The sequence below is a fragment of the Microbacterium soli genome (assembly GCF_039539005.1).
GTDB lineage: Bacteria > Actinomycetota > Actinomycetes > Actinomycetales > Microbacteriaceae > Microbacterium > Microbacterium soli.
Window position 1 is genome coordinate 418,072 of the sequence record NZ_BAABCP010000002.1, and the last position, 26,118, is coordinate 444,189.

The window sequence follows — 26,118 nt, forward strand, 5'->3', positions numbered from 1 at the left end:
GCCCGAGACCTGAAATGGTCATCCGCCGCGCTCCTGCGCGACTGTATGCTGAAACGACTCGCGTGCCCCTTGCGCATCATCTCTCCTCCGTGACGACGCGGAGCGCGCAGGAATACGGGCGCCTTCGAATGTGTCAGAAGGAGTATGACCGTGGCAGATCTTCAGTGGGACGACCTCGACCGTCGGGCGGTTGACACCGCAAGGGTCCTCGCGGCGGACGCTGTGCAGAAGGTCGGCAACGGCCATCCCGGGACGGCGATGAGTCTCGCGCCGGTCGCCTACCTGCTGTATCAGCGGGTCATGCGGCACGACCCGACAGACGTCGACTGGCTCGGACGCGACCGCTTCATCCTCTCCGTGGGGCACTCCTCCCTCACCCAGTACGTGCAGCTCTATCTCGGAGGTTTCGGTCTGGAGCTGAGCGATCTCGAGGCGCTGCGCACGTGGGGCTCGCTGACCCCCGGTCACCCCGAGTACCACCACACCAAGGGCATCGAGATCACCACCGGCCCGCTCGGGCAGGGGCTGGCCTCCGCGGTCGGGTTCGCCTACGCATCCCGCTACGAGCGCGGCCTGTTCGACCCGGATGCCGCAGCCGGGACCAGTCCCTTCGACCACTTCGTCTACGTGATCGCCGGCGACGGCGACCTGCAGGAGGGCGTGACCAGCGAGGCGTCGTCGCTCGCCGGCCACCAGAGGCTCGGCAACCTCATCGCCATCTACGACTCCAACCAGATCTCCATCGAGGGCGACACGAACGTCGCCTTCACGGAGGACGTCCGCGCACGCTACGAGTCCTACGGCTGGCAGGTGCTCGAGGTCGACTGGCGTCGCACCGGCGAGTACGTCGAGGACGTGAAGGAGCTCGACGACGCCATCGCCCAGGGCCGCGCCGAAACGGCGAAGCCCACGCTCATCATCCTCAAGACCATCATCGGCTGGCCCGCCCCCAACAAGGCCGGTTCCGAGTCCGTGCACGGCAGCGCGCTGGGCGCCGACGAGGTCGCCGCCACGAAGAGGCTCCTCGGCTTCGACCCCGAGCAGTCGTTCGTCGTCGAGGACGCCGTCATCGCACACACCCGCGAGCTCGGCGCACGCGCGGCCGAGGCCCGTGCGGACTGGCAGAAGTCGTTCGACGCCTGGGCGGCGGCGAACCCCGAGCGCAAGGCGCTGCTGGACCGGCTCGAGGCGGAGGCGCTGCCCGAGGGCATCGAGAGCGCGCTCCCCGTCTTCGAGGGCGGCACCGAGATCTCCACGCGCGCCGCATCCGGCAAGATCCTCAACGCCCTGGCGCCCGAGCTCCCCGAGCTGTGGGGCGGTTCGGCCGACCTCGCCGGCTCCAACAACACCACCATCTCCGGGGCGGAGTCCTTCATCCCCGAGGAGTGGTCGACGCACGACTGGAAGGGAGGTCCCTACGGTCGTGTGCTGCACTTCGGCATCCGTGAGCACGCCATGGGCTCGATCCTCAACGGCATCACCCTGCACGGGCGGACGCGCGCCTACGGCGGCACGTTCCTGATCTTCAGCGACTACATGCGTCCGGCCGTCCGTCTGGCCGCGCTGATGAACATCCCGAGCATCTTCGTCTGGACCCACGACTCCATCGCCCTCGGCGAGGACGGCCCGACCCACCAGCCCATCGAGCAGATCGCCTCGCTGCGCGCCATCCCGAACTTCACGGTGGTGCGCCCCGCCGACGGCAACGAGACAGCCGCAGCCTGGCTCGAGATCCTCCGCCGCCACGGCGGACCGGTCGGCATCGCACTGACCCGTCAGAACGTTCCGAACTTCGCGCGCGGCACGGGTGCGGCATCCGGCGACGAGTTCGCATCCGCGGACGGCACCGCCAAGGGTGCGTACGTGCTGGCCGAAGCTCCGGGTGGAACGCCCGACGTGATCCTCATCGGCACCGGCTCGGAGGTCCAGCTCGCCGTGGCCGCTCGTGAGACGCTCGCCGCCGAGGGCGTGAACGCCCGCGTCGTCTCCGCGCCCTCGCTGGAGTGGTTCGCGGAGCAGGACGAGGCGTACCGGGAGTCCGTGCTGCCGAAGTCCGTCACCGCACGTGTGTCCGTCGAGGCGGGATCGGTGCTCAGCTGGCGCGGCATCGTGGGAGACCGTGGCCGCTCCATCGGCATCGACCATTTCGGCGCATCCGCCGACTACAAGACCCTGTTCCAGAAGTTCGGCATCACTGCCGAGGCCGTCGTCGAGGCGGCTCGCGAGAGCATCAAGGAGAACGCATGAGCACACCCACCGAAGACCTCTCGGCAGCGGGCGTCAGCATCTGGCTGGACGATCTGTCGCGTACCCGGATCCACTCCGGGAACCTGAAGCAGCTGATCGAGACTCGCAACGTCGTCGGGGTGACCACCAACCCGACGATCTTCGCGAACTCGATGACCAACCCCGACGACACGTCCTACGACGCGCAGGTCCACGAGTTGGCCCGGTCCGGCGCATCCGCGGTCGACGCGGTGTTCGCGGCGACCACCCAGGACGTCCGGGACGCGCTGGACGTGTTCCGGCCCGTGTACGACGCCACGAACCACGTGGACGGTCGCGTGTCCATCGAGGTCTCCCCCGATCTCGCGCACGACACCGACGGCACGATCGCCCAGGCGAAGGACCTGTGGGAGCGCGTGGACCGTCCCAACCTGCTCGTGAAGATCCCCGCGACCAAGGCGGGCCTGCCCGCCATCGCCGCGGCGATCGGTGCGGGCATCAGCGTCAACGTCACCCTGATCTTCAGCCTGGAGCGCTACGCCGAGGTCATCGACGCGTACCTGACGGGCCTGGAGACCGCGAAGGCGGCCGGCATCGACCTGTCGACCATCCACTCCGTGGCGTCGTTCTTCGTGTCGCGCGTGGACACCGAGACCGACAAGCGCCTCGCGGCGATCGGCACCGAGGAGGCGCTGGCGCTGAAGGGCAGGGCCGGCCTCGCCAATGCGCGTCTCGCGTACGAGCTGTACGAGAAGAGCTTCGCCGGTGACCGGGCGAAGGCCCTCCTGGATGCCGGAGCCACGCTGCAGCGTCCGCTGTGGGCGTCCACCGGCGTCAAGGATCCCGCGCTGCCGGACACGCTGTATGTGACCGGTCTGGTCGCCCCCGGTGTCGTCAACACCATGCCGGAGAAGACCATGGAGGCGACCTACGACCACGGGGTCGTCACCGGCGACACGGTGACCTCGACCTACGAGTCCTCCCGCGAGGTGTTCGCGGGCCTCAAGTCCGTCGGCGTCGACTTCGACGATGTCACCCAGGTGCTCGAGGACGAAGGGGTGGCCAAGTTCATCGACTCCTGGCACGGCCTGCTCGCCCAGGTCACCGAGGGGCTGGCCGCCGCGCGATGATCGTCCCGGTGCGCGCGACGCGCCCGAGGCGGGCCGTGACGGAGGCTTCCGTCCCCCGACTCGACGCGCCGCGCGTGGCCGGACGGCGATCCCCTTCCGCGGGGAGCGGATGCCCCGGCGCCGCGTTCACGACGCACGTCGGCGCCCGGCATCCGTCGCCCGCCGCTCAGTGATCCCAGATCTGGAGATACCCCACCGATGACCGCTTCCATCTCACGCGGGCACAACCCGCTCCGCGATCCCGATGATCGCCGTCTGCATCGCATCGCAGGTCCCAGTGCGCTGGTGATCTTCGGTGTGACCGGCGATCTGTCGCGCAAGAAGCTCATGCCCGCCGTCTACGACCTCGCCAACCGCGGCCTGCTGCCACCGGGCTTCGCCCTGGTGGGCTTCGCCCGCCGGGACTGGGAGGATCAGGACTTCGCCCAGGTCGTCTACGAGGCGGTCAAGGAGCACGCTCGCACCGAGTTCCGCGAGGAGACCTGGCAGCAGCTGCTGCAGGGCATCCGGTTCGTGCAGGGAACCTTCGACGACGCCGATGCGTTCCTGCGCCTCCGCGAGACCGTCGAGCGACTCGACGTCGAACGCGGCACGATGGGCAACCACGCGTACTACCTGTCGATCCCGCCGAAGGCCTTCCCCGAGGTCACCCGGCAGCTGCGGGCCTCCGGGCTGGTCGGCGCGCAGAACGAGGACGACACGCACTGGCGGCGCGTGGTCATCGAGAAGCCCTTCGGACACGACCTGGACTCCGCCCGCGCGCTGAACAAGGCGCTCGAGGACGCGTTCCCGGCCGACTCGATCTTCCGCATCGATCACTACCTCGGCAAGGAGACGGTGCAGAACATCCTCGCGCTGCGCTTCGCCAACGAACTGTACGAGCCGCTGTGGAATCGCAACTACGTCGACCACGTCCAGATCACGATGGCCGAGGACATCGGCGTCGGCGGCCGGGCCGGCTACTACGACGGCATCGGTGCTGCCCGCGACGTCATCCAGAACCACCTGCTCCAGCTGCTGGCGCTGACGGCCATGGAGGAACCGATCAGCATGTCGGCCGACCACCTGCGCGCCGAGAAGGAGAAGGTCCTCGAGGCCGTGCGCCTTCCCGACGACCTCTCCCTCGCCACCGCCCGCGGACAGTACGCCGGCGGCTGGCAGGGCGGCGAGAAGGTCAACGGCTTCCTCGAGGAGGACGGCATGGCCCCCCAGTCGTCCACCGAGACCTACGCGGCCATCAAGCTGGAGATCGACACCCGCCGGTGGGCGGGCGTGCCGTTCTACCTGCGCACGGGCAAGCGCCTGGGCCGCCGCGTCACGGAGATCGCCGTCGTGTTCAAGCGTGCGCCAGAGCACCTCTTCGGTCGCGCGCAGACCTCCGAACTGGGCCAGAACGCCCTGGTCATCCGCGTCCAGCCCGACGAGGGCGTGACCATCCGGTTCGGGTCCAAGGTGCCGGGCAGCGGCGCCAACGTGCGGGACGTCACGATGGACTTCGGCTACGGACACGCCTTCACCGAGGCGAGCCCCGAGGCGTACGAGCGCCTCATCCTCGATGTGCTCCTGGGCGACCCGCCGCTGTTCCCCCGCCACGAGGAGGTCGAGCTCTCCTGGAAGATCCTCGACCCCGTGGAGAAGTACTGGTCGACCCTGCACACACCCCTCGAGCAGTATTCACCCGGTTCCTGGGGCCCGGCATCCGCCGACGCCCTGCTGGCCCGCGACGGCCGAGTCTGGAGACGCCCATGATCATCGACCTTCCCGACACCACGGTCAGTCAGGTCGCCAAGCAGCTGGTGAACGTGCGCGAGGAGGGCGGAGCGGTCGCCCTCGGGCGCGTGCTGACGCTGCTCATCGCCGCCCGCAACGGTGTGGCGGAGGCCGCCATCGACGCGGCCAACGATGCATCCCGTGAGCACCCCATGCGCGTGATCGTGCTGATCACGGGCGAGGGCGAATCCCACCTCGACGCGCAGATCCGCGTCGGCGGGGACGCCGGTGCCAGCGAGGTGGTCGTGCTGCGCGCGTTCGGCGAAGCGGCGAGCAACGAGGAGAGCCTGGTCACCGGGCTCCTGCTCCCCGACGCCCCCGTGGTCGCATGGTGGCCCGACGAGGCGCCGACGGATGCCGCGGCATCCCCCCTCGGCCGCATCGCGCAGCGCCGCATCACCGACGCGGCGACCTCCCCCGACGTCCGCGATCGCCTCGCGCTGCTGGGCAAGACCCACGTCCCGGGGGACACCGATCTGGCATGGACCAGGCTCACGCACTGGCGCGAGCAGCTGGCCGCCGTGCTGGACCAGCCGCCGTACGAGCGCATCACCGCCGTCGAGGTGCGCGGCTCCGCCGCCTCCCCCTCGACGGCCCTGCTCGCCGCATGGCTGCGGATGGCCCTCGACGTCCCGGTGAGCTGGTCCTACGAGTCACCGGAGACCTGGCAGGAGGGCATCAAGTCCGTGCGTCTGACGCGCGCCGGCGGAGACATCCTGCTGGAGCGTCCGGCACCGGGCGTCGCCGTGCTGACCCAGCCCGGCCAGCCCGACCACGACCTCCATCTGCCTCGCCGCACCCTGCGCGAATGCCTGGCCGAGGAGTTGCGCAGGCTCGACGCCGATGTGCTGTACGGTCGAGTCATCACGGAGGGCTGGGCCCGGCTGGGCCCGGCGGACAAGGGAGTGTGATCACATGGCGGTGGACGGATCGGTCAAAACGGTCGTCGTCGAGTCGACACCGGCGGCTCTGGCCACCCGGGTCGCCGATCGGTTCCTGACCCGTGTGGTCGCACGGACCCGCAACGGCCGCATCGCGCACATCTGCCTGACCGGCGGATCGATGGGCGGCGCGGTGCTGGCCGCAGCCGCCGAGGACGAGCGCATCCAGACGATCGACTGGTCGCTCGTGCACTTCTGGTGGGGCGACGAGCGCTTCGTGGAACGTGACGACCCGGACCGGAACTCGCTGCAGTCGCGACGGGCGCTGCTGGACGGGCTGTCGATCCCCGCGGAGAACATCCATGAGACGGCTGCGCCCTCCGATGGACTGAGCCTGGACGACGCAGCGGCCGCATACGCCGCCGAGCTCGCCCGGTTCAGCAAGTCCGGCGAGGGGTGGCCGTCGTTCGCCGTGTGCTTCCTGGGCGTGGGACCGGACGGTCATATCGCCTCGCTCTTCCCCGACCGCCCGGAGGTGACGGTGACGGATGTCGCAGCGCTGCCGGTGCGCGACTCCCCCAAGCCGCCCCCGGAGCGGATCACCCTCACCAGGCCCGTGCTGAACTCCTCGAAGCGGGTCTGGATGGTGCTGACGGGCTCCGACAAGGCATCCGCTCTGGGCCTCGCACTGGCGGGAGCCAGTTATGCGACGGTGCCCGTCGCCGGAGCGAAAGGGCGCCGTCGCACGGTGTTCTTCGTCGACGAGGCGGCGGCATCCGAGGTCTCCCCCGACCTCATCGACCGCGACTACTGAGGCCCCGCTCCCCCCGACCCCGGGGACCGCGGCCCGTGCGGGTCGTCCCATCGCCGCGCATCGTGACGGTCCGCCGCGCTCTCGGCGGCGCCGGCTCCGGCATCCGCGCCATCGCTGCCGCGCCGGATCCCCAACTCCTGGCTCTCGCTGAGCACCTGCGGGTGATATCGGGCGAGACCGAACACACCGAACACGGCTATCGCGCCGGCGACGACGAACATGATCAGCACGGGCACCGGCGCGGCATCCGCCTCGCCCAGCACGAGAGCGCCGATGAGCACCGCGACGATGGGGTCGATGACCGTGAGACCCGCGATGACGAGGTCGGGCGGGCCCGAACTGTAGGCCGTCTGCACGAAGTACGCCCCGACCGCCGCCGCGGCGATGAGCGCGATGAGGCACACGACCGTCAGCCACTCGAAGTTCCCGGACTGGATGCGGCTGATCACCGCCTTCGCGAGCGTGGCGACGAAGCCGTACAGGATGCCGGCCCCCGTCACGTAGAACAGCGCGCGCATGCGACGACGCAGGATCAGCCAGCACGCCCCCAGCACGATGATCACCAGCAGCAGCACCGTGAGGATCATGAACAGATCCTCGTTGCTGATCTCGCGCTCGGTGGCGTAGAGCGCCGCGAGTGCGACGAAGAGGAAGATGCCGCCCAGGCAACTGCCGATCGCGGTCAGCGACCTCCTGGTGGGCGTGTGCCCGGAGACGCGGGCGTTCAGCAGCGTCGTCACCACGAGCGCCACCGCACCCAGTGGCTGCACGACGATCAGCGGGGCGATGGCCATGGCGCTGAGCTGGCAGACGATCGCGAAGCCCAGCATGAGCGTGCCCACGATCCAGGAGGGACGTGTGAGGAGACCTCTGATCTGAGCGGCGCTGAGGCCGGCCGTGCCGTCCGCGCCGGTGATCCTCTCGACCTTCTCCACCCCGCGGTGCTGATACTGCGCTCCGAGGGACATGAAGACGGCCCCGGCGAGAGCGAGCGGGATGCCCAGCAGCAGAGCGGGGTTCTGGAAGACGCCGATCAGCTGATCGCCCATATCGGCCGTGAACTCCACCCCTAGATGCACTGTCTCACCCTACCCGGCAGGTGCGGCCCAGTAGGGTTGATGCGTGGCTGTTCTTCCGATCCGTATCATGGGCGATCCCGTGCTGCACTCCCCCGCCGCCGAGGTCGACGAGATCACCGATGAGGTCCGCGCGCTCGTCGCGGACATGTACGAGACCATGGATCTCGCTCCCGGTGTGGGACTCGCGGCCCCCCAGGTGGGCGTGTCGCTGCGCATCTACGTGTACTCGTACGTGGACGACGACGAACGCCCCTGGCGCGGCGAGATCATCAACCCGGTGCTGTGGATGGCGCCGACCGTGCCGGGCTCCCCCGACCCGGATGAGGAGTCGGAGGGCTGCCTGTCCTTTCCGGGCGAGCGATTCCCGCTGCGTCGTTCGGAGCGCGTGCTCGTCACCGGGACGGACCTCGAAGGCGCACCCGTACGCATCGAGGTGGACGGGTGGCGGGCCCGCATCATGCAGCACGAGTACGACCACCTCGACGGCATCCTCTACGTCGATCGCCTGTCCGAGGCCGACGGGCGGACCGTGCAGAAGATCGCGCGCAAGCGCGGCTGGTCCCGCGGCGGGGGCAGCTGGGTCCCCGGCGTCGACGATCTGGAGGGCTGAGACATCATGGCAGAACCGATCAGAGTCGGCATCGTCGGCTACGGGAACCTGGGACGAGGCGTCGAGCGCGCGATCGGAGCGAACCCCGACATGCGACCGGCGGGCGTGTTCACCCGGCGCGCCCCGTCCTCCGTCGTCCCGGCGTCGGAGAGCACCACGGTGCGCGGGATCGACGACCTCGCCGGGCTGCAGGACGAGATCGACGTCCTCGTGCTGTGCGGCGGCTCCCGGAGCGACCTCCCCCTGCAGAGCCCGCAGCTGGCCTCCGCGTACAGCCTCGTCGACAGCTTCGACACGCATCCGCGCATCCCCGAGCACTTCGCCGCGGTGGACGCGTCCGCGAGAGCCGCCGGCACCACCGCGATCATCTCGACGGGGTGGGACCCCGGCCTGTTCTCGCTGCAGCGGCTGTACGGCGAGGCCATCCTCCCGCAGGGCGCCACGCACACGTTCTGGGGTCGCGGCCTCAGCCAGGGGCATTCGGATGCCATCCGCCGGATCCCCGGCGTCGCCGGCGGCGTGCAGTACACCATCCCCTCCGAGGAGGCGATGGCCCGCGTGCGCGCCGGGGAGAGCCCCGTCCTGAGCACGAGGGACAAGCACACCAGGGAGTGCTTCGTCGTCTTGGAGGACGGTGCCGACGCCGACGCCGTGCGCGAGGCGATCGTGACGATGCCGGACTACTTCGAGCCGTACGACACGACCGTGCACTTCATCACGGCCGAGGAGCTCGCCCGCGATCACGCCGGAGCGCCGCACGGCGGCTTCGTGATCCGCAGCGGCACGACCTCCTCCGGCACGACGCAGACCGTCGAGTTCCGGCTGGCGCTGGACTCCAACCCGGAGTTCACGGCGAGCGTGCTGGTGGCGTACGCCCGTGCGGCCGCACGCCTGGCGTCCGCCGGCGATCACGGTGCGAAGACGCCGTTCGACGTGGCTCCCGGCCTGCTCTCCCCGAAGTCCCCCGAGGCGCTGCGCGCAGAGCTCCTCTGAGCAGGACGCGCGCCACGCCCGGGAGGTCGCCCGTGTTCGGCCCCCGCTGTGGGATTTGCTAAGCTGAACGAGTGGCCCGCCCGCGGGGAGCATGATCCTCGGTAGCTCAATTGGCAGAGCAGCCGGCTGTTAACCGGCAGGTTCTTGGTTCGAGTCCAAGCCGGGGAGCTCTTCAAAGAGGCGACCGATCGCGACATTCAAAAACGCGGCGGTCGCCTCTAGCTCGTCTGGGGTCCATGGCGACATTCCGCTGATGCGCCGGCTGGCGGAGGCTTGCGTGATCCCGAGCACCCCGGCCAACTGAGCCTGCGTCTTGCCGCGCATGCGCATGATCAGGCTGACGTTCAGCCCGACGCGCTGATTCACTGGCCGGCGTTCCGGCATCTGGATGACGTTGCTCATTCCGCGATCATATGTCAAACCGTGTCATATCGCAATGAATGACACGAGATGACACGATATGCACGACGTGTATGTTACGGTGCTTCGCATGGCTCCTATACGCGACGTGCAAACTCTCACGCCTGCCGAGACTATGGCCGCCCTCGGCATCAGCCGCAGCACCCTTGCCCGATACGTCGAGGCCGGCAAGCTGCGCCCCTCCCGGCTCCCATCCGGCCACAGACGATTCTCGGCGGCTGCCGTCGAGGCGATCCTCTCGCGCGAGCCGTGGGAGCCGGCATCGTGACATGTCCACTCACATCAGCTATGAGACGTGGCTGTTCATGCGTCGGCGGATCGAGCAGCTCGAGGCCGAGGTCTACCGGCTCACGGTCGACCGGGACCACTGGTACGCGGCCGCGAACTACACGCCCGAGGAACTGCACGAGATGCACATGCGGGCCTCTCAAGGACGAGACGAGAACGGAGCATGGCTATGGCCGGACGGCGTGAGAACCACAGCGCGCTGACGTTCCTGCGCTGCCGGGAGTGCGACACCGGCGTCGCGGCGATCACACGCGCGATCGACATCCAGCACAACGACGACGGGACGCACACGATGGTGTACCCGCGCCCCGAGCACCGCGACGTCGCGATCTGGGACGACGTGCGCGCTGCGCTCGAGCACGTGCGCATGACCGAGTTCCTGCTCGGCTTCGCGCCCGAGAAGCCGACCTGGCTCGACCTCGAGGCCGTGCAGGTGCAGCTGATGGATGCCCGCGCCCGCCTCGGCGCCCTCGCCGACGCCCTCGCGAATGAGGCCGGCTCATGATCATCAACGGCGTGTACATCCTCATCGCGGCCGGTGCGTGGCTCGCGTACAGGCTCGGCTGCTGGATCGACGATCGGAGAACGCGATGAGCCTCTATGCGGCCTGCTCGGAGTGTGGGTGGCAGGAGCTCGTTGCCGATCAGCCGAGCGTTGCCGACCTTGACGAGGCTGGTCGGCGTTCGGTCGAACACAACCTCGCCGAGCACTTCGGCCTGATCACGGTACGCGAGGTTGGGAGTCGCGATGAGTGACCTGCTGGACCTGCTCGGCGACGAGTGGGCGCTGCCCGACGAGGACGCACCGATATCGCGCGGGTGCAAGCATCCCGACCGTGACCTCGTGACGCATGGATGCCGGGAGTCCGGTCGCGCGCCGCGGGAGTGGCGCGACGTCGGCGCCGGTGGGTACGTCGACGGGATGGGCAGGTGGACGGCATGCATGTACTGCTCCTCGTGCATAGGGACCGGGCGGACGTCGATCCGCGACCCGTGGACGGACGAGCTGCTGGACTGGGCCGGGGCGAACTGCCTGTACTGTCGCGGCACCGGGTTCATCTACCATGCCTACGACTGCGCAGCGTCGGGATTCCACGAGCGCAACCACAGCATGTGGCGGATCCGTGAGCCCATCCCCGCCGCAGCGTTCGGGGTGACCTTCGACGGGCGCACGCTGGTGCCCGGCGAGTTCGGCCTCCCGGCGGGTGCTGATGCCTAGCTTCATCAACACCGACACGGGCCGCTTCGACGCGACCCTGCTCGCGGATCACATCGCGCATGAGCCGACGAAGCTCGGCCGCGACTTCGCCGGCGAACTCTACGAGTACCGCGACGGTGTCTATGTGCGCGACGAGCGGGTGATCACCCGGCGCTGCGCGGCCGCGCTCGGCGCGACGTACACGAAGAACATCGAGTCGCAGTCGTCCGCGCACCTGCTGAACATCGACTTGCCCGCGGTCGGCCTCCCGGACCTCCCGCGGGGCTATCTCGACTACATCGTGCTCGACAACGGCATCTACTGGTGGCAGGACGACGACCTCACCCCGCATAACGAGATGCTCGGCGCGGTGACCAAGCTGCCGATCGAGCACGACCGGTCAGCGGTCCCGCACGAGTTCCGCCGGTGGCTCGGCCAGGTGCTCGGCGACGACGAAGACCTGACCCGGCACATGTGGGAGGTCATCGGGTACACGATGATGACCGGCAACCCGCTGCAGAAGATCATCCTGCTCTACGGCGAGGGCGGCAACGGCAAGGGCACACTGCTGCGGCTGCTGCGCATGATGCTCGGCAAGGACAACTACTCGTCCATCAGCATGCACCAGCTCGTCGAGGACCGGTTCGCGACGTCGGGCCTGTACGGGAAGATCGCGAACATCAGCGGTGACCTGTCCAGCTCGTTCCTCAAGGATCCGCAGATCCTCAAGGAGATCACGGGCGGTGACTCGATCAACGCGTCCCGCAAGTTCGGGCACTCGTTCGAGTTCGTCCCGTACGCGGTGCCGATCTTCGCGTCGAACGAGTTCTTCCGCACCTCGGATAACTCGATCGGGTGGCGGCGCAGGTGGGAGGTCATCGACTTCACGCGGCGCGTCGAGGGCGATGGTCCGTTCGACGAGCAGGTGCTGTTCGACGACATACCGGGGATCTTCAACTGGGCGATGGAAGGTCTGCGCCGGCTCATGGCGCGCGGCCGGTTCGACCCGCCGCAGGTCGCCCGTGAGGCCACCACCCGCCTGCACGATGCCGCCGACCCGTTCATGCTGTGGCTCGACGAGGACGACGCCGTGCACCAGGGCCCGGACGAGTCCAGCGCGTGCGCGGACGTCTACCGCCGCTACCAGGGCTGGTGCCGGCGCAACGGGTACACCCCGCTCGCGTCCGGGCCACTGGGCATGCGTCTCAAGCAGCTCGGCGTGACCAAGTCCCGACCCCGGGACGGCTTCACCCGCACGTGGCGCTACCAGGGCATCAGCGTCACCCTGTCGGCCACGGAGGACTGAGTCATGCGGTCCAGGCGTGCGCGGGTGGTCCAGGCTGGCGGCCGCCGTCCCGCTCCCCGCACCCCACAGAATGACGAGCTTCGCCGTGAATATCACGGGTGGTCTAGGACCGCGGTCCAGGCGCGGTCCAAGCGGGTTCCCAGTGGGGGAGCGGGTTGGTCCAAGCGGTCCAACCTCTACTCCACCCTTACGCATAAGAGAGTGAATGGTAATAGATGGACAACTGCTTGGACCGGCTGGACCGATGAGTACCAAGCATCGGGACCCCGAGTATCTGCGCAACGCTCGGATCGTCCGTGCGCAGGTGCGTCGTGCCTGGCGGCTGGGCTCCGAGGTCCGCTGCTGGCGCTGCGGATGCGTGATCGAGCCGGGCATGCGGTTCGACGTCGGGCACCTCGACCCGGCCGGTGGGCATGCCCGCTCGAACCTCGCACCCGAGTGCGTGCGGTGCAACCGGCGCGACGGCGGCCGCATGGGCGCGGCGATCACCAACGCGCGGCGCGGCCGGGCGTCGAGTACTCCACGTCCGCCGGCGGCGGGTGGTCGTCGCGGCGGCGACGGGCTCGCTCCGTGGTGACGGGGCCGGTCTTTTTTGAGAGTCGGCGCAACCCCCGCCTTCGGCTCCATCAGCAGATTCTCCCCCTGAACTGGAGGTTCGCATGACCGTCACCCCGACTCTGTCCGATCTGTGGTCGGAGGCGAACTGGCTCGAGTGGCGGTCGCGGATCGAGCACCTGTCACCGATCCGGCTCGACGCGCTCGTGACCACTGAGCAGGCGCGCGGCGAGTTCATCCAGGGGTCTCGGCTGCTGCGCCTCGACGAACGTCAGCGCGCCGGCGATCTCGGGTTCGGGCCGTCGCCGATGCAGCTGATGATCGCGGACCTGCTCGCCGCGGGGAAGTTCATGAACGTGATCTTCGAGCCCCGCCGGTCGACGAAGACGACCGCTGTGCAGGCTGTGATGCTGGGGCGGTGCTGGTCGCGCGAGGACTACACGGTGGGGTGGACGATGTTCACGACCGGCGCGAAGGCGGGGCAGCGGTTCCGCGAGGACATCGTGAAGCACCTGCTCAAGCTGTGGCCCGAGGAGCGCACGGCGCCGATCAAGATCGGACTATCTAAGGGTGGTGAGCAGCTGCTGTTCCGTGACACCGGTTCGTTGCTGCTGGTCGGCACCCCGAACGGTGACATGTTCCGCTCCGGCGGGTTCGATATGGCGTTCGGGGATGAGGCCGGCGAGGCGGACGTCGAGCAGGGGGCGGACGTGATCCGGGCTGTGATTCCGACGATGGACACGAAGCCGGGTGCGCAGTTCGTGCTCGCCGGGACCGGCGCGAAGTGGCGGACGGAGCAGCTGCTGTGGGACAACCTGCACGACGAGGATGCCGCGGTCGCCTGGCACGGGATCCCCGAGAACGTCGACCGTGCCGAGCTGGTCTCGTGGGAGCCGGACGTCCCGCACCCGAAGACCGGCGCGACGGGCGGGCGGATGCGGGAGTGGATCGAGCGGACGCATCCAGGCATGGGATTCACGACCCTCACCGACGCGCCGAAGCGCAGCTTCGACCGGGCACCGCTGGACGACTTCCTGATCGAGTACGGCGGCCAGTTCGGATTCGAGGGGGCGGCGGATGTCATCATCCCGCCGGCGATGCTCGAGCGTGCGCTGCGCAAGGGCACCCCGCCTGAGCCGCCGGCGCGGTTCGCGGCCGCGCTGAAGGTGCACCACCTCGGGCATGCTGCATCCCTCGCGGTCGCGTGGGAGCACGAAGAGGACGGCGATCTGGTGACCGCGGCAACTGGCGAGGTCGTGCGCAAGCGGGCGGTCGCGCTGTGGTGGTGGCAGCAGGGCACGACCGGGCTCGCCCGCGAAGTGCTCGTCCGGTTGCGCCGGCGCCCGGTGACGCTGGTCTACGACAAGCGCGGGTACACGGAGCAGATCGCCGAGCAGGAGATCGCGAAGGCGTCGCCGCGGCCGAAACTCGAGGCGACGAAACCGGCCGACATTCCGGGGTCGGCGGTCGGGCTGATGAAGGCCCTCGAGGATGACGACCTGATCATCTTCCACCACCCGGCGTTGGAGAAGGCCGCGCGGATCGCGACCCGGCAGGCGTTCGGGAACTACGGCACGTGGCGGTTCGGCCCGCCGAAGGATGACCCCGAAGCGGACGTGACCCCGTTGGAGGCGGCCGCGCTCGCGCTGCGGTTCCTCGCCGACGCCCCGACCCACGTCAACCCCGCCGACGCATTCCACTTCTGAGAGGACACCTGATGATCTATCTCGACGTCACCCGCGAGAGCATCGTCGTTGGCTGCGATGTATGCCAGGTCTGGTATGTCATGGCGTTCACGAAGCTCGAGGCGTGGGAGGCCGCGGCCGCGCACGAGAAGCGTACTCACCCGGGATCTACGCAGGCGCAGGACGCGCTCTCGGAGGCGAAACGGAAGGCGCGACTCGCCGTGTGATTTTCAGCTGTGGGATGTCGGGTTGAGTCTCGGGGCGTGGGATTCCTTCGTGATCTGTTCCTCGGCCCGGCCGCGCAGGCGGTGACGGGTGGGCTGCTGTCCTGGTACTCGCCGCAGGACAGCATCCACTCGCTGTTCGTCGCCGACGCGCTGCCTGTCGCGCCGGACGCCGTCACCCGGGACACCGCGTTCCGGGTGCCGGCGGTCGACCGGGCGCACGACGTGATCTGCTCCGTCATCGCGGACATGCCCTGGTTCACCTACCAGGGCGACACTCGCAAGGCCGATCAGCCGGAGTGGCTGACGAACACGAAGACGGGGATCCCGCCGTACGATCTGCGCTGGGCGGTCTGCTCGGACCTGTTCATGTCCGGGTGGGCGGCGATCGGCTTCGAGCTCGGCGCGGACGGCCTGCCCGCCGACGCGCTGCACATTCCCCGGGCGCTGTGGAGCCTCGACCCGGACGGCGGCATCCGGGTCAACGCGAAGATCGACCCGCGATACCGGCAGCGGGTCGTCCCGATCCGTCTCGGCTACGGCAAGAACGGGATGCTCGTCGACGCGCTCGGTGACATCAAAGCTGCCCGCACCATCGCCGACGCCTACCGTGACCGCATCGACAACCCGATCGCGCAGACCGTCCTCACCGTCGACAAGGACGTGTGGGACGAGTGGGACTGGAACGAGCGGGAACTGTTCCGGCAGAAGTGGATCGAGGCGCGGTCGGCCGCGGGCGGCGCCGTGGCGATGAAGCCGACCTACGTCGAGGTCGACGTGTCCGGCGCGATTCCCACCGACCTGTTCGAGACCGGCCGCAACGCGAACCGCCTCGACCTCGCCAACCATGCCGGCCTGCCCGCGTCGATGCTCGAGGGCGTCCGGCAGGGCGGGTCCGGCGGCGGCACCGAGATGCGGTACACGGGCGTGCAGAACGGCGCGCAGCGCAACGAGGTCTGGGACTTCGGCATCCGCAAGTACGCCGCGGCGATCGCCGCCCGGCTCTCGCTCGACGACGTGTGCGCGCCGGGCGAGTCCATCCGCGTCGACACCAGCCGATTCCTGACCGTGCCGACACCACCCGAGCAGCAGACAAGCGAGGACTGACCATGCACGACATCACCATCCAGGGCGGCGAGATTCTCGCGAACCTCGACGACCGATCCATGACCGGGCTGCTGATCCCGTACGGCGAGGAAGGGCACACCAACGCTGGCCGGGTCACCGTCCAGGCCGGATCGATCGCCCTACCGGCCGACCCGTCCGTGGTCAGCCTGAACATCGACCACGACCGCTACCAGCCGGTCGGGCGGGCGACCCGCCTGTGGGAAACCGCGCAGGGAATCATGGCCACGTTCACGATCGCGAAGACCCCGGCCGGTGACGCCGCCCTCGCCGACACCACCCGCCCCGCCCTGTCGGCCGAGTTCAAGACCGACATCGACGCGAACCGTGTCGCCCGCAACGGGATCCTCGCCGCGGCCGCGAAGGTCGTCGCCGGGGCGTTCCCGTCCGCCCGCGTGCTCGCCGAGCTCGCCGAGGGCGAGATCGCCTCCGACAAGAGCGAGTCCGAGTACACGTACACCGACTATGACGGCCGCAAGTACAAGCGGGTGTACGAGTCAGAGTCCACGACCGAGGAAGTCGAGGGCGGCACCAAGACCACCACCGTCACCACATCCACCGAGACCGAGGTCTCGGCCGACCCAGAAGAGGAGCCCATCGTGGCCGAGCAGGAAACCGTCCAGGCCGGGGCCGTCCCCGGCACCATCGCACCCGCCGGCGGCGCCGCCGTGCTCGCCTCGCGCGGGCCGTCCGGTATGGAGATCGCCGCAGCGATCGCAGCCGTGCGCGCCAACCGCAACGACCAGAAGGCCGTCGAGGTCCTCGCCGCGCTCGAGGACATCGTGACCTCGGACGCGGGCGCCGCGATTCAGCCCAACTGGATGGGCGACATCGCCGCCGGCATCACCTATGTGCAGGAGTACATCACCCTGTTCAACCCCGGCGACGAGATCACCGCCGGCGGGAAGAAGGGGTACAAGGTGCTGCGCGGTACCTCCGCCGCCCCGCTCGACGCCCCGATGGACGGGTCCTGGTCCGGCAACAAGACCGCGATCAAGTCGCACAAGGGCCGTGTCAGCGAGCACAGCAGCGTCCTCGACCGGTGGGCGATGGGTGAGGACATCGGTCGCGAGTTCTGGGACCTGCCCGGCGGACTCGACTTCGTGCTCGCGTTCCTGCGCCTCCAGCAGGAGGACTACTCGATCTGGCAGGACGACACCGCCCTCGCCTACGCGGTCGCGACCGCCGGCGACCCTGTCGCCCCGACCACCACCGCCTACCCGGACAACTACCCGACCGCGCTCGGGCACCTGATCCAGGGCATCCTCGCCGTCAAGAAGCGCAAGAGCGACGGCCGCCGCGACACCCCGACGTTCGCGATCACGAACGACGTCGACTACGAGCAGCTGATCTACGCCGCCGGCGGTGAGCAGAACCTGCCCGCGTTCGTGAACATCGCCCTGTCCACCAGCGGCACCGGCACCGTCGATGGCAACGTGCAGGTCGTCAACGGCGACGTCGGCATCGAGGACACCGGCGCCTGCCTGGTCGGCGCGTCCTACGCGATCGACTTTGACCGCCCCGCCGGTGGCCTGCTCGAAGTCGACGCCCTCGACCTCGCCCGAGGCGGCATCGACAAGGCCGTGCACGGCTACCTCCAGACGTTCGTGAAGCGTCCCGAGGCGCTGGTGCTTATCGGCACCGCCGACGACGACGAGGCGTGAGCAGCGGGGAGCGTAGGCGATGACCACCTGGTACACCGTGGACGACGCGGACGCGCAGGCACGCCTGCTGGACGCGTGGGATGACGCACCAATCGAGAACCTCGAGGTGTGCGGCATGATCCTCGACGCCGCCCGCGAACAGGTCATCACCTACGCTCCCGCACCGGCACCCGTCGAGGACGGGCAGCCGGTCCCCGACCCGCCGTCGCGGTACGTCCTCGCGCAGCTGCAGCAGGCGAAGAACCTATGGAACGCCGGCCGGGTATCCACCGGCGGCGAGGTCGGCGTGGACGGGCAGTACACGTTCACGCCGCGGCCGCTGGACAAGACGATCCGGCAGATCATCCGCCCCGTCGATCGGAAGCCTCATGCCCTCTGAGACCGTCCGCGGGTACGTCCTCGACCAGCTGGCACCGCACCTGCCGGCCCGGTGGAAGGTCGACGAGGGCATCCCCTCGTCGATGCACACCCTGTCGCGGCCGCTGCTGTGGCTCGAGTACACGGCGTTCCGGCCGCTGGCTGAGGTGCCGTCGAAGATCGCCGCGTCCGTGGACGTGTGCATCGCGACGAACAAGACCGACGTGCGCAAGGGCGAAGCCGACGCCGATGAGCAGGTCGCCGCCCTGTACGAGGCGGCGTTGACCTCGCACACGTTCTACGAGATCACCGCCACGAAGACCGTGTTCTGGGACGCCTACTTCGGCTGGCGGCTGTCCATCACCGTCATCACCACCAACCCCGAACAGGAGTAACCATCATGGCCACCATCGATGTCAAGCCGATCGTCCTCCGGGACTGCAAGCTGACGATCTCGCTCGAGGAAGCCTCGGCGGACTACGAGAAGCATGTATCGGGAGTGACGTTCACCCCGTCCAGCGGCACCGTGAACTGGAACGGGCTCAGCCCTGATGCGTCGTTCACGTTCCCGACCGCGACGACCTGGGGTGCGCAGCTGGACTACGCGCAGGACTGGGAGACCGCGAGCAGCCTGTCCCGGTACCTGTACGACAACGAGGGCAAGCAGGTCACGATGCTGTTCGAGCCGAAGGCCGGCGGGCTCGGATGGGAGGTCGACGTGTTCATCGCTCCCGGGTCGATCGGCGGGCAGGTCAACACCGTCGCCACGTCGACCGTGACCCTCGGCGTGGTCGGCAAGCCTCGTCCCGTCCCGGCCGTCTGAGCGGGGGTGGTGGTCATGCAGATCGACGTGCGCCGCAGCGCGACGTTGACGGCGCTCGTGCAAGTCATGGCCACCATCCCGCGCGAGCTCGCGAAGCAGACCCGCGCGCAGACCAAAGCCGTGATCGTCCCCGAGTGGCGGAAGCTGCTGGCCGAGAAGGCACCCGGTGAGCGGATCTTTCACGACCGGCTGGTGACCCCGTCGACCGTGTACGTGTCCGACCGGGGCGCGAAGCTCATCGCCGGGAAGAACGGCAGGTTCCCCCGCGAGACGGACTTCGGCGCCTACCGGGAGGACTACGCCACGTACACCACCCGCCGCGGGTCGGTGACCCGCCGCACGCAACGGCAGTTCTGGCACTACGTCAAGGACGGCCGGGTGTTCTACCCGGCCGTGCGCGAGTTCATCCCGCGGGCGTGGGCCCTGTACGCGCAGACCGCCTACCGGACGGTCGCCGAGGCCATGGAAGGAGCGATCGATCGTGGCGGGAAGTAAGCGGTTCGAGATCGACATCGGCGTCAACGCGTCCGGCGCGGCGAAGGGCGCGAACGACGCCGCTATGGCGTTCGCTGACCTCGAGGACGCGGTCGGTGGTGTCGCGGACGAATCCCGCAAGTCCGGCAACACGGTCGACTCGTTCGCGTCCAAGCTCGTCGCCGCGGCCCGCAAAGCCGGCAAGTCGGACGACGAGATCAAGGCCGCGCTGCGCGGTTACGGTGTCAACGCGAAGGACGCCGAGCGGGCGATCGGCCGTGTCGGCGACGAGTTCAAAGACACCGGCCGTGACGGGTCCCGCAGCTTGAACGACCTCGAGGGCGACCTGCGCGACGTGCAGCAGCAGTCCGAGAAGCTCGGCCGATCCGTCGACGACATCGACGTGCACGGCCGCAAAGCATTCGGCGGCATGGGCGACGCGGCGAAAGAGGTCACGCAGGAGGTCGGGCAGAACCTCGGCGAAGCAGTCTCGAGCATCCGCGGTGACCTGTCCGACCTCGGCCAGGTCGGACAGGACACGCTCGGTGGTCTGGCTGCCACCATCGCCTCGTCCGGGCCCGCAGGGATTGCCGGCGCGGCCGCTCTCGCCGCCGGCGCTGTCGGTCTCGGCGCGATCACCGCCGAGCTCGATAAGCAGAACGAGCGAGTGCAGGCGCTACGCCAGTACTTCGCGGATGCGTGGAAAGCCGCCGTCGAGGGTGGTCGTGACTATATCGACCTGGCGACGGTGATCGGCGAGATGAACGATATCCAGTTCAACCCCGAGCGTGCCGACGAGTACAAGCGGATCCAGGAGGACGCGAAGCGTCTCGACCTCGACCGGCAGACACTGCTGCGCGCGGCCGCCGGAGATCAGGATGCGCTCAACATGGTGATCGATCGCACCGGCCAGCTGTACGACGACCAGGCCGAGAAGGTGAAGGTCACCAGCGAGGCCGAGCTGAAGGCCCGAGGCGCGAAGCAGGCAGACAACGCCCGCGAGCTGAGCGAGCTACGGCAGATCAACGACCGGTGGCGCGAGTACGGCGACATCAACGCCGAGAACCGGGAGAAAGCCGCCGACGCCAGCCGGGCAGTCTCCGAGTACCTGCTGTCCACCATCGACAGCGCCTCGAGCGCAACCCGGGCCGTCGACGACTTCGGCAACGTGCTGGTGACCCTGCCGGACGGCCAGGAGATCGTGATCGACGCGGAGACCGGGCAGGCGTCCTCTGACGTGTCCAAGTTCAAGGAGGACACCGACAAGGTGGTCGAGCAGTTGGACGGCTCGCAGATCAACCTCATCGTGAAGACCGCGCTGCGCGACGCACAGAACCAGATCAACCAATTCATCACCAACAACGACGGCAAGAGCTTCACTCTGCACGGTCACTGGGACGTGTCCCCGCTGGGAGGCGACGTATGAGCACGACGGTCAGCTATGGTGCGTCGACGTTCGCCCCGGTGCAGGTCGACGGGTGGGAGCAGCAGCGGGAATCGCGCACGGTCGTGCACCAGCTGCTGGCCGGTGGTGTCGAGGTCACGCATCGACCCGCCGCCCCGCGCACGTTCACGCTCACGCTGATCTTCCCCGACGAGGCGGATGCTGCCGGGTGCGCGGACCTGCACCGCACCGCCCCGTACCTGGATCTCGTCTCCGACGAGCGGGCGCTCGTGAACGGCCGGTACGTGCTCGCCGAGGGCGCCGTCGTCACGGTCGCCCTGGACGAGGACACCCGGGATATCTGGGTCGTGACGGTGGAGGCGACGGAGGTCGACCCGTGACCCGGCATAGTGCGCACGCTGTCTCGGCGTCGGTCATCTCGGGCGGTGCCGCGATGTCGATCTTCCCGACCGAGGGCCGGGTGCGCCTGTCCGAGGCTACCTACCCGTACGGGACGGCGACGGTGACGGTGCCGCGTCCGGCGTCCGAGGCCGACCTCGAGCGCCTCAACCCTCGCAGCGGTGGTGTGCGGCTGGTGCTGGACGTGCGGGAGTCGGTCGGTGACCCGGTGCGTGTGTCGGAGATCACCGCGGATCATGGCGGGAGCATGGCCGCGCTGACGGCCGCGTTCGCCGGCCGGGTCGCGGACGTGACCGCCGCCTACTTCACCCCCTGGAACACCGAGACTGTGCACGGCTCGGCCGCCCGGTTGAACCTCGCGCTCGTGGCGCGGCAGGTGGATCATCTGGCCGCGACGGTGCAGCTGACCGCGTACACGGACGAGGCGACCGCGGTGATGTACCGTCTGCTGTCCACCACCCCCGAAACGTCGGGGAGCCTCAGCGTGCGTGACACGGTGAACTTCGCGCTCCGCAAGATCGGTGCGGCGCTGCTGCCGGGCCCGGTCGACGCGCCGATCGCCGAACCGGCGGCGATCATCTGGCAGCCGGGAGTGTCCGCGTGGGACTACATGCGCGGTGTCGCCGAGGCCGCCGGCCTGGTCGTGCGGTGCGATCCCCGCCGCCGGTGGACCCTCACCCGCCGGGACGAGACACGCCCCGAGACGGTCGTCCTCGACCGTGCCACACGAGTCGTCGAGCACGTCGACGTCGACACCGTGCAGACCGCCGACGCGGTCGTGGTCCGCTACGACTGGACCGACCCGGACACCGGCGACCGGCGCACCCGGTTCGACATCGCCTCGTCCGGGGAGACCGCCCGCGTCGTCAAGCGCATCGACCGGTCGACCCCGTACCCGGGGCCGGGCGCGGCCCGCTACTGGCTGCAGCGTCTGATCGGCCGCGGCAGATCGTTCGACGTCGACCAGGTCACCGACTACGCGATGCGCCCCGGTGCCGCCTTCACGGCCGCGTTCCCGGCCACCCCGACCCAGCTCGGCCGCATCGAGGCCGTCGAGTGGGACCTCGCCGCGGCGACGATGACAATCACGACCACCGGTGTCGCCGACGCCGCCGACGGCGCGATCGACCTGTACCCGCCCGGCGTGATGATCAACGACCTCGTCGGCATGATCGCCGACCAGCACCCCACCTTGGAGGAGCAATGAGCACCCTCGACGAGAACGGCATCCTCGTCTACGACGAGTCCGACGAGCGCGACGATTTCAGCGCCCTACTGAACATGGGCATGGGGTCCGTGTCCGACGCGGTCGGCGCCGACCGTGCACGCCTGGCCGTGCTGGAGGACTCCAACGAGCTCGGCGACATATCCGGCACCGCTCTCACTGCCGCGTCCGGGTGGAGCATCATCTCCCAGAGCGCCCGCAAGAAGAACGGCGTCGCATGGGCGCGTGTGCGGGTGCAGCGCACCGGCGCGGCGATAAGCGGCGGCGCGTCCGGGAACATCCCCAACGCGCTCTGCGCAACATTCTCGACCGGGTGGGCGCCGGCACCGGGCATGTGGTACCCGGCGGCGGCCGCGGACACCGGCCCGCTGGTGACCGGGTACGTCGCCGAGGCCGGGATCTACATCGGCGCTATCAGCCCCGGCACCACCATCGCCACCGGCGACGAGCTGTCCCTCATCACCACCTACCCACTCGCATAAGGGAGACACCATGGCAATCGGAGACGCCGCGGTCGCGGCCGGCATGCCCATCGTCGACGGGGCGACCACCGAGGCCCGCACCCTCGACACCGAGATCAACCGGACCCGCGACCTGATCGCCGAGCGCACGAGCGACGTGGTCCCGGTCGCGAAGGGCGGCACCGGGGCGACCACCCCGGCCACCGCCCGCGCAGCGCTCGGCGCCGTCGCCGCCTCGGAGGTCGCCGACCCTGGCGAGATCCGCGCCGGCGCGATCGTCCGCTACAAGGAAAACACGCGCCTGACCGCCTCGCATCCGGTCGAGCCCACCGACCTCGCCACCAAGCAATACGTCGACGTCGCCGCGCTCCCCGTCTCCGGCGGCACCGTCACCGGCAACCTCTACCTGCCCAACTCGACGTCCGCGAGCTCGTCGTACACGGTCGCCTATATCAACGGCGACGGGCGCGTGTCCCGGGGCGCGTCGTCCGAGCGGTACAAGTCCGACATCGACCGGGACCCGGACCTGCCCGGCGTGCTCGACGCCGCCCCGATCACGTCCTACACCCTCACCGACGACCCCGAGCACGTCACCCGGTACGGTCCCATAGCCGAAGACCTCGACGACGACCCCCGCACCGCCAACTTCGTCGTCTACGACGACCAGGGCCGGCCCGACTCGTTCGACATGATCAGCTACCTCATGGCCGCCACCGGCGAGCTCCACGCCCGCGTGCGCGCCCTGGAGGCCGACAACGACATCCTCGCCACCGGGCTCGACCTCCTCGCCCAGCGCATCAGCACCCTGGAGGCCCAGCATGCAGACCAGTGACCTCGGCCACGGCAGGGGATGGCTCCGCGCCGATGCGGCCGCGAGCATCCGCCGCGTCGACGCCCGCATCGGACACCCTCTCCAGATCACGGACGCCGGGCGCACCAACGCCGAGCAGTGGGAAGCGTGGCGCAAGTACGGCTCACCGCGCGCCGCCTACCCGGGAACCTCGACCCACGAGACCGGAATCGCGATCGACACCGACGAGCGCATCGTCGGTGTGCTGGCAGAGCACGGCTGGTATCGGCCGTTCGACTTCGAGCCGTGGCACTTCAAATACGTCCCGACCAACGACCGGCGTCGTCAGGACTCGACGATGCCACCCCTCCCGAAAGGAAAGACCATGGACGATGTCCGTCAGATGCACTGGATGAAGGACTCCAAGACGGTCGGAGGCCGTGCGCTGTTCGTGCCCGGCACCGCCTGGGCGGTCCCGTGGACCGAGTCCGGGGCGACGTACGCGAACAGGTTCGCGCGCGGCCTCGACACCGGCGACACCATCGAGGTAACTAAGAGTCTGTTCGACGCCGTCCTCGCGGCATCCGCCCGGTGCGCACCCACCGCGCTCACCATCGAGACCGTGCACGCCGACGCATGACCGACGACACTGCCACCGCCGTCGCCCGCATCGACGAGCGACTCATCGCCGTCGAGCGCGACGTCAAGGAGATTAAGGCCGCGATCCGCCCCTCGTGGCCCTCCATCGCCTCTGCGCTCATCGCGGCCGCGACCCTCATCATCCTCGTCGCCACCAAGCTATAGGAGAGACACCATGACCGACACCACCCGTGCAGACCGCCGCGCCGCACTCATCGCCGCCGGTGCGATCGCCGACGACACCCCGCCCGTCGCGCTGCTCGACGGCGAGCCCTACCGGCCCAATGTCCCGAAGCGCGTCCGCGACGCCGTCTACTGGGCAACCCTGGCCGTCGCCGCGGCCTCGCTGTTGGCATCCGGGCTCGCCGGCATCTGGACACCCGGCATCGCCCCGCAGGTGGTCGCCACGACCGGAGTCGCCACCGGCGTCATGGGCCTCATCGGAGGCGGCGTCGGCGTCATCTACCGGCCCGGCGCGCAGCGCTGAACTACCGGCGTCCGGCGGGCAGCAGCTGCCGGACGCCGGTAAGGATGATCGCCGGGACGAAGCCAATCCCAGCGATTGTCGCGCCGATGACCATCCACGCTAGCGGTCCGCTCGTGTCCCCCCAGACGTCCGAGGACTCCGAGAAGAACACGAATATCGCGATCACGAAGATGCCGGCCCCGATACCGGCGATCCACCATGCGACAGCTTCTGCACCGGTCGAGCCCGTGTTCTCTCGTTGCGGACGGGCTGATTCTTCGGTGCTCATGCCGCGAGCATACTCCCCGGCTGGATCACGGTCGCGGCCGCGACGCGCCGCCGGGCGTCATCGTCAAGGTGAAGGTAGCGCTGCGTCGTCGACAGCGATGCGTGCCCGAGCATCTCCTGCACCGCGCGCAGGTCACCGGTCCCCCGGTACGCGGCCGTCGCGCCGGCGTGGCGAAGCGCGTGCGGATTCCACCCGGTGACGCGCTTGATGATCTTGTGGACGGACTGCGGGTGCAGGTGTCCGTCAGTCTCGCCCGGGAAGTAGTGGCCGCGCGGGAGGCGTTCCTCGAGCACGTCGAGCGCGAGCGCTAGCGGGTCGTTCACGTAGACGTAGCGTTCCTTGTCGCCCTTCCCGCGGATCAGCAGCACCTCGCCGCGGCGGTCCCGCATGTGCAACGTGGCGATCTCGGTCAGCCGCAGGCAGGCGTACCGGCCGAGCAGCACGAGCGCCCGATCACGCGGCGTGGCGTTCAGGATGCTGCGCTGGATGACAGCATCCGGCACGACGCGCGGCATCCTCGCCGCGACGGGTATCTGCTCGATCAGCAGCGTCGGACTGACGAGCACGTACCTGCGGGCGACCGCCCACCGATAGAACAGCCGCCACGACGCGAGGATCGAATGCCGCGTCTCGGCCGATAGCTCGCGCGTCTCGGCGAGTGCCTGCTCGATGTGATCCTCGGTTGCGAGGGTCAGCTGCACCCGCCGCGCGAGTTTCCGGACGTACCGCATCCGCAACTTGACCGTGCCGCTGGCGCGATAGCTCGCGGTCAGCCACTGCTCGAAGAGGGACAGAATCACATCGTTCTGCATCGGTCTCACTC

34 protein-coding genes and 1 tRNA gene are annotated in these 26,118 nt (G+C 69.1%); 31 read left to right on the forward strand and 4 right to left on the reverse strand.

Annotated features, from left to right (window positions below; translation table 11 throughout):
* The first annotated feature begins 150 nt into the window (after positions 1 to 150).
* The 5 genes from tkt (at position 151) to pgl (ending at position 6,821) form a co-directional block, all read left to right on the forward strand.
* Positions 151 to 2,247: a transketolase gene (gene tkt, locus ABD770_RS14250; protein WP_344820341.1), complete on the forward strand. Its 2,097-nt coding sequence runs from the start codon at positions 151 to 153 to the stop codon at positions 2,245 to 2,247.
* Positions 2,244 to 3,356 carry a transaldolase gene (gene tal / locus ABD770_RS14255; protein ID WP_344820342.1) on the forward strand — a complete coding sequence of 371 codons (1,113 nt, stop codon included), beginning with the start codon at positions 2,244 to 2,246 and terminating at the stop codon, positions 3,354 to 3,356. Before tkt ends, tal begins: the two co-directional genes overlap by 4 nt.
* Before the next feature lie 198 nt (positions 3,357 to 3,554).
* A complete protein-coding gene (gene zwf / locus ABD770_RS14260) occupies positions 3,555 to 5,105 on the forward strand; it encodes a glucose-6-phosphate dehydrogenase (protein WP_344820344.1) in 1,551 nt (516 codons plus the stop codon).
* Complete coding sequence (locus ABD770_RS14265; RefSeq protein ID WP_344820345.1) at positions 5,102 to 6,037, forward strand: glucose-6-phosphate dehydrogenase assembly protein OpcA; 936 nt, start codon at positions 5,102 to 5,104, stop codon at positions 6,035 to 6,037. The genes zwf and ABD770_RS14265 overlap by 4 nt, the downstream gene beginning before the upstream one ends.
* Positions 6,038 to 6,041: 4 nt before the next feature.
* Positions 6,042 to 6,821: a 6-phosphogluconolactonase gene (pgl, locus tag ABD770_RS14270; RefSeq protein ID WP_344820346.1), complete on the forward strand. Its 780-nt coding sequence runs from the start codon at positions 6,042 to 6,044 to the stop codon at positions 6,819 to 6,821.
* Here pgl and ABD770_RS14275 read toward each other — a convergent pair.
* Positions 6,815 to 7,870: a DMT family transporter gene (locus ABD770_RS14275; RefSeq protein ID WP_344820449.1), complete on the reverse strand. Its 1,056-nt coding sequence runs from the start codon at positions 7,868 to 7,870 to the stop codon at positions 6,815 to 6,817. The two genes, pgl and ABD770_RS14275, sit on opposite strands and share 7 nt — an antisense overlap.
* Positions 7,871 to 7,943: 73 nt before the next feature.
* Here ABD770_RS14275 and def point away from each other — a divergent pair, with 73 nt between their 5' ends.
* The 3 genes from def to ABD770_RS14290 all read left to right on the forward strand — a co-directional run bounded on the left by def (position 7,944) and on the right by ABD770_RS14290 (position 9,671).
* A complete protein-coding gene (gene def, locus ABD770_RS14280) occupies positions 7,944 to 8,510 on the forward strand; it encodes a peptide deformylase (RefSeq protein WP_344820347.1) in 567 nt (188 codons plus the stop codon).
* Positions 8,511 to 8,516: 6 nt separating this feature from the next.
* Complete coding sequence (locus ABD770_RS14285; RefSeq protein WP_344820348.1) at positions 8,517 to 9,503, forward strand: diaminopimelate dehydrogenase; 987 nt, start codon at positions 8,517 to 8,519, stop codon at positions 9,501 to 9,503.
* A gap of 95 nt (positions 9,504 to 9,598) precedes the next feature.
* Positions 9,599 to 9,671, forward strand: a tRNA-Asn gene (locus tag ABD770_RS14290).
* Here the strand turns inward: ABD770_RS14290 and ABD770_RS14980 are convergent.
* The gene (locus ABD770_RS14980; protein WP_425562782.1) at positions 9,633 to 9,905 is read right to left on the reverse strand and encodes a helix-turn-helix domain-containing protein; all 273 of its coding nucleotides are present in this window, start codon (positions 9,903 to 9,905) and stop codon (positions 9,633 to 9,635) included. The two genes, ABD770_RS14290 and ABD770_RS14980, sit on opposite strands and share 39 nt — an antisense overlap.
* A gap of 106 nt (positions 9,906 to 10,011) precedes the next feature.
* Here ABD770_RS14980 and ABD770_RS14295 point away from each other — a divergent pair, with 106 nt between their 5' ends.
* The 23 genes from ABD770_RS14295 (at position 10,012) to ABD770_RS14405 (ending at position 25,027) form a co-directional block, all read left to right on the forward strand.
* Complete coding sequence (locus ABD770_RS14295) at positions 10,012 to 10,191, forward strand: helix-turn-helix domain-containing protein (protein WP_344820349.1); 180 nt, start codon at positions 10,012 to 10,014, stop codon at positions 10,189 to 10,191.
* Between the two features lies 1 nt (position 10,192).
* Positions 10,193 to 10,414, forward strand: coding sequence for a hypothetical protein (locus ABD770_RS14300; protein ID WP_344820350.1), 222 nt, complete (start codon positions 10,193 to 10,195; stop codon positions 10,412 to 10,414).
* Positions 10,381 to 10,716 (forward strand): hypothetical protein, encoded by a 336-nt coding sequence (locus ABD770_RS14305; protein ID WP_344820351.1) that lies wholly within the window; start codon positions 10,381 to 10,383, stop codon positions 10,714 to 10,716. Before ABD770_RS14300 ends, ABD770_RS14305 begins: the two co-directional genes overlap by 34 nt.
* A gap of 85 nt (positions 10,717 to 10,801) precedes the next feature.
* Positions 10,802 to 10,966 carry a hypothetical protein gene (locus ABD770_RS14310; RefSeq protein ID WP_344820352.1) on the forward strand — a complete coding sequence of 55 codons (165 nt, stop codon included), beginning with the start codon at positions 10,802 to 10,804 and terminating at the stop codon, positions 10,964 to 10,966.
* Complete coding sequence (locus ABD770_RS14315) at positions 10,959 to 11,429, forward strand: hypothetical protein (protein ID WP_344820353.1); 471 nt, start codon at positions 10,959 to 10,961, stop codon at positions 11,427 to 11,429. The genes ABD770_RS14310 and ABD770_RS14315 overlap by 8 nt, the downstream gene beginning before the upstream one ends.
* Complete coding sequence (locus ABD770_RS14320) at positions 11,422 to 12,714, forward strand: DNA primase family protein (protein ID WP_344820354.1); 1,293 nt, start codon at positions 11,422 to 11,424, stop codon at positions 12,712 to 12,714. Before ABD770_RS14315 ends, ABD770_RS14320 begins: the two co-directional genes overlap by 8 nt.
* Before the next feature lie 244 nt (positions 12,715 to 12,958).
* A complete protein-coding gene (locus ABD770_RS14325) occupies positions 12,959 to 13,291 on the forward strand; it encodes a hypothetical protein (RefSeq protein ID WP_344820355.1) in 333 nt (110 codons plus the stop codon).
* An 82-nt stretch (positions 13,292 to 13,373) separates the two neighbouring features.
* On the forward strand, positions 13,374 to 14,975 hold the full coding sequence (locus ABD770_RS14330) for a hypothetical protein (RefSeq protein ID WP_344820356.1): 1,602 nt from the start codon (positions 13,374 to 13,376) through the stop codon (positions 14,973 to 14,975).
* A gap of 11 nt (positions 14,976 to 14,986) precedes the next feature.
* Entirely contained in the window at positions 14,987 to 15,181 is a 195-nt protein-coding gene (locus tag ABD770_RS14335; RefSeq protein WP_344820357.1) for a hypothetical protein, read from the forward strand.
* 36 nt (positions 15,182 to 15,217) lie between these two features.
* Positions 15,218 to 16,285: a hypothetical protein gene (locus ABD770_RS14340; protein ID WP_344820358.1), complete on the forward strand. Its 1,068-nt coding sequence runs from the start codon at positions 15,218 to 15,220 to the stop codon at positions 16,283 to 16,285.
* 2 nt (positions 16,286 to 16,287) lie between these two features.
* Positions 16,288 to 17,967, forward strand: a complete 1,680-nt coding sequence (locus tag ABD770_RS14345) for a hypothetical protein (RefSeq protein ID WP_344820359.1) — start codon at positions 16,288 to 16,290, stop codon at positions 17,965 to 17,967.
* Between the two features lie 19 nt (positions 17,968 to 17,986).
* Complete coding sequence (locus ABD770_RS14350; protein ID WP_344820361.1) at positions 17,987 to 18,346, forward strand: hypothetical protein; 360 nt, start codon at positions 17,987 to 17,989, stop codon at positions 18,344 to 18,346.
* Positions 18,336 to 18,719: a hypothetical protein gene (locus tag ABD770_RS14355; protein WP_344820362.1), complete on the forward strand. Its 384-nt coding sequence runs from the start codon at positions 18,336 to 18,338 to the stop codon at positions 18,717 to 18,719. Before ABD770_RS14350 ends, ABD770_RS14355 begins: the two co-directional genes overlap by 11 nt.
* Before the next feature lie 5 nt (positions 18,720 to 18,724).
* Positions 18,725 to 19,147 (forward strand): hypothetical protein, encoded by a 423-nt coding sequence (locus ABD770_RS14360; RefSeq protein WP_344820363.1) that lies wholly within the window; start codon positions 18,725 to 18,727, stop codon positions 19,145 to 19,147.
* 15 nt (positions 19,148 to 19,162) lie between these two features.
* A complete protein-coding gene (locus ABD770_RS14365) occupies positions 19,163 to 19,642 on the forward strand; it encodes a hypothetical protein (protein ID WP_344820364.1) in 480 nt (159 codons plus the stop codon).
* Positions 19,629 to 21,047 (forward strand): coiled-coil domain-containing protein, encoded by a 1,419-nt coding sequence (locus tag ABD770_RS14370; RefSeq protein WP_344820365.1) that lies wholly within the window; start codon positions 19,629 to 19,631, stop codon positions 21,045 to 21,047. The genes ABD770_RS14365 and ABD770_RS14370 overlap by 14 nt, the downstream gene beginning before the upstream one ends.
* Positions 21,044 to 21,406 (forward strand): hypothetical protein, encoded by a 363-nt coding sequence (locus ABD770_RS14375; RefSeq protein WP_344820366.1) that lies wholly within the window; start codon positions 21,044 to 21,046, stop codon positions 21,404 to 21,406. The genes ABD770_RS14370 and ABD770_RS14375 overlap by 4 nt, the downstream gene beginning before the upstream one ends.
* Before the next feature lie 53 nt (positions 21,407 to 21,459).
* Positions 21,460 to 22,632: a hypothetical protein gene (locus ABD770_RS14380; RefSeq protein WP_344820367.1), complete on the forward strand. Its 1,173-nt coding sequence runs from the start codon at positions 21,460 to 21,462 to the stop codon at positions 22,630 to 22,632.
* The gene (locus tag ABD770_RS14385; protein WP_344820368.1) at positions 22,629 to 23,132 is read left to right on the forward strand and encodes a hypothetical protein; all 504 of its coding nucleotides are present in this window, start codon (positions 22,629 to 22,631) and stop codon (positions 23,130 to 23,132) included. The genes ABD770_RS14380 and ABD770_RS14385 overlap by 4 nt, the downstream gene beginning before the upstream one ends.
* A 10-nt stretch (positions 23,133 to 23,142) precedes the next feature.
* Positions 23,143 to 23,943, forward strand: coding sequence for a hypothetical protein (locus ABD770_RS14390; protein ID WP_344820369.1), 801 nt, complete (start codon positions 23,143 to 23,145; stop codon positions 23,941 to 23,943).
* Positions 23,930 to 24,541, forward strand: coding sequence for a M15 family metallopeptidase (locus ABD770_RS14395; RefSeq protein ID WP_344820370.1), 612 nt, complete (start codon positions 23,930 to 23,932; stop codon positions 24,539 to 24,541). The genes ABD770_RS14390 and ABD770_RS14395 overlap by 14 nt, the downstream gene beginning before the upstream one ends.
* Complete coding sequence (locus ABD770_RS14400) at positions 24,538 to 24,705, forward strand: hypothetical protein (protein ID WP_344820371.1); 168 nt, start codon at positions 24,538 to 24,540, stop codon at positions 24,703 to 24,705. Before ABD770_RS14395 ends, ABD770_RS14400 begins: the two co-directional genes overlap by 4 nt.
* 10 nt (positions 24,706 to 24,715) lie before the next feature.
* On the forward strand, positions 24,716 to 25,027 hold the full coding sequence (locus ABD770_RS14405; protein WP_344820372.1) for a hypothetical protein: 312 nt from the start codon (positions 24,716 to 24,718) through the stop codon (positions 25,025 to 25,027).
* Between the two features lies 1 nt (position 25,028).
* On the opposite strand, the gene ABD770_RS14410 is transcribed toward ABD770_RS14405, so the two are convergent.
* Complete coding sequence (locus ABD770_RS14410) at positions 25,029 to 25,295, reverse strand: hypothetical protein (RefSeq protein ID WP_344820373.1); 267 nt, start codon at positions 25,293 to 25,295, stop codon at positions 25,029 to 25,031.
* Positions 25,292 to 26,107 carry a tyrosine-type recombinase/integrase gene (locus ABD770_RS14415; protein ID WP_344820374.1) on the reverse strand — a complete coding sequence of 272 codons (816 nt, stop codon included), beginning with the start codon at positions 26,105 to 26,107 and terminating at the stop codon, positions 25,292 to 25,294. Before ABD770_RS14415 ends, ABD770_RS14410 begins: the two co-directional genes overlap by 4 nt.
* Positions 26,108 to 26,118 lie beyond the last annotated feature (11 nt).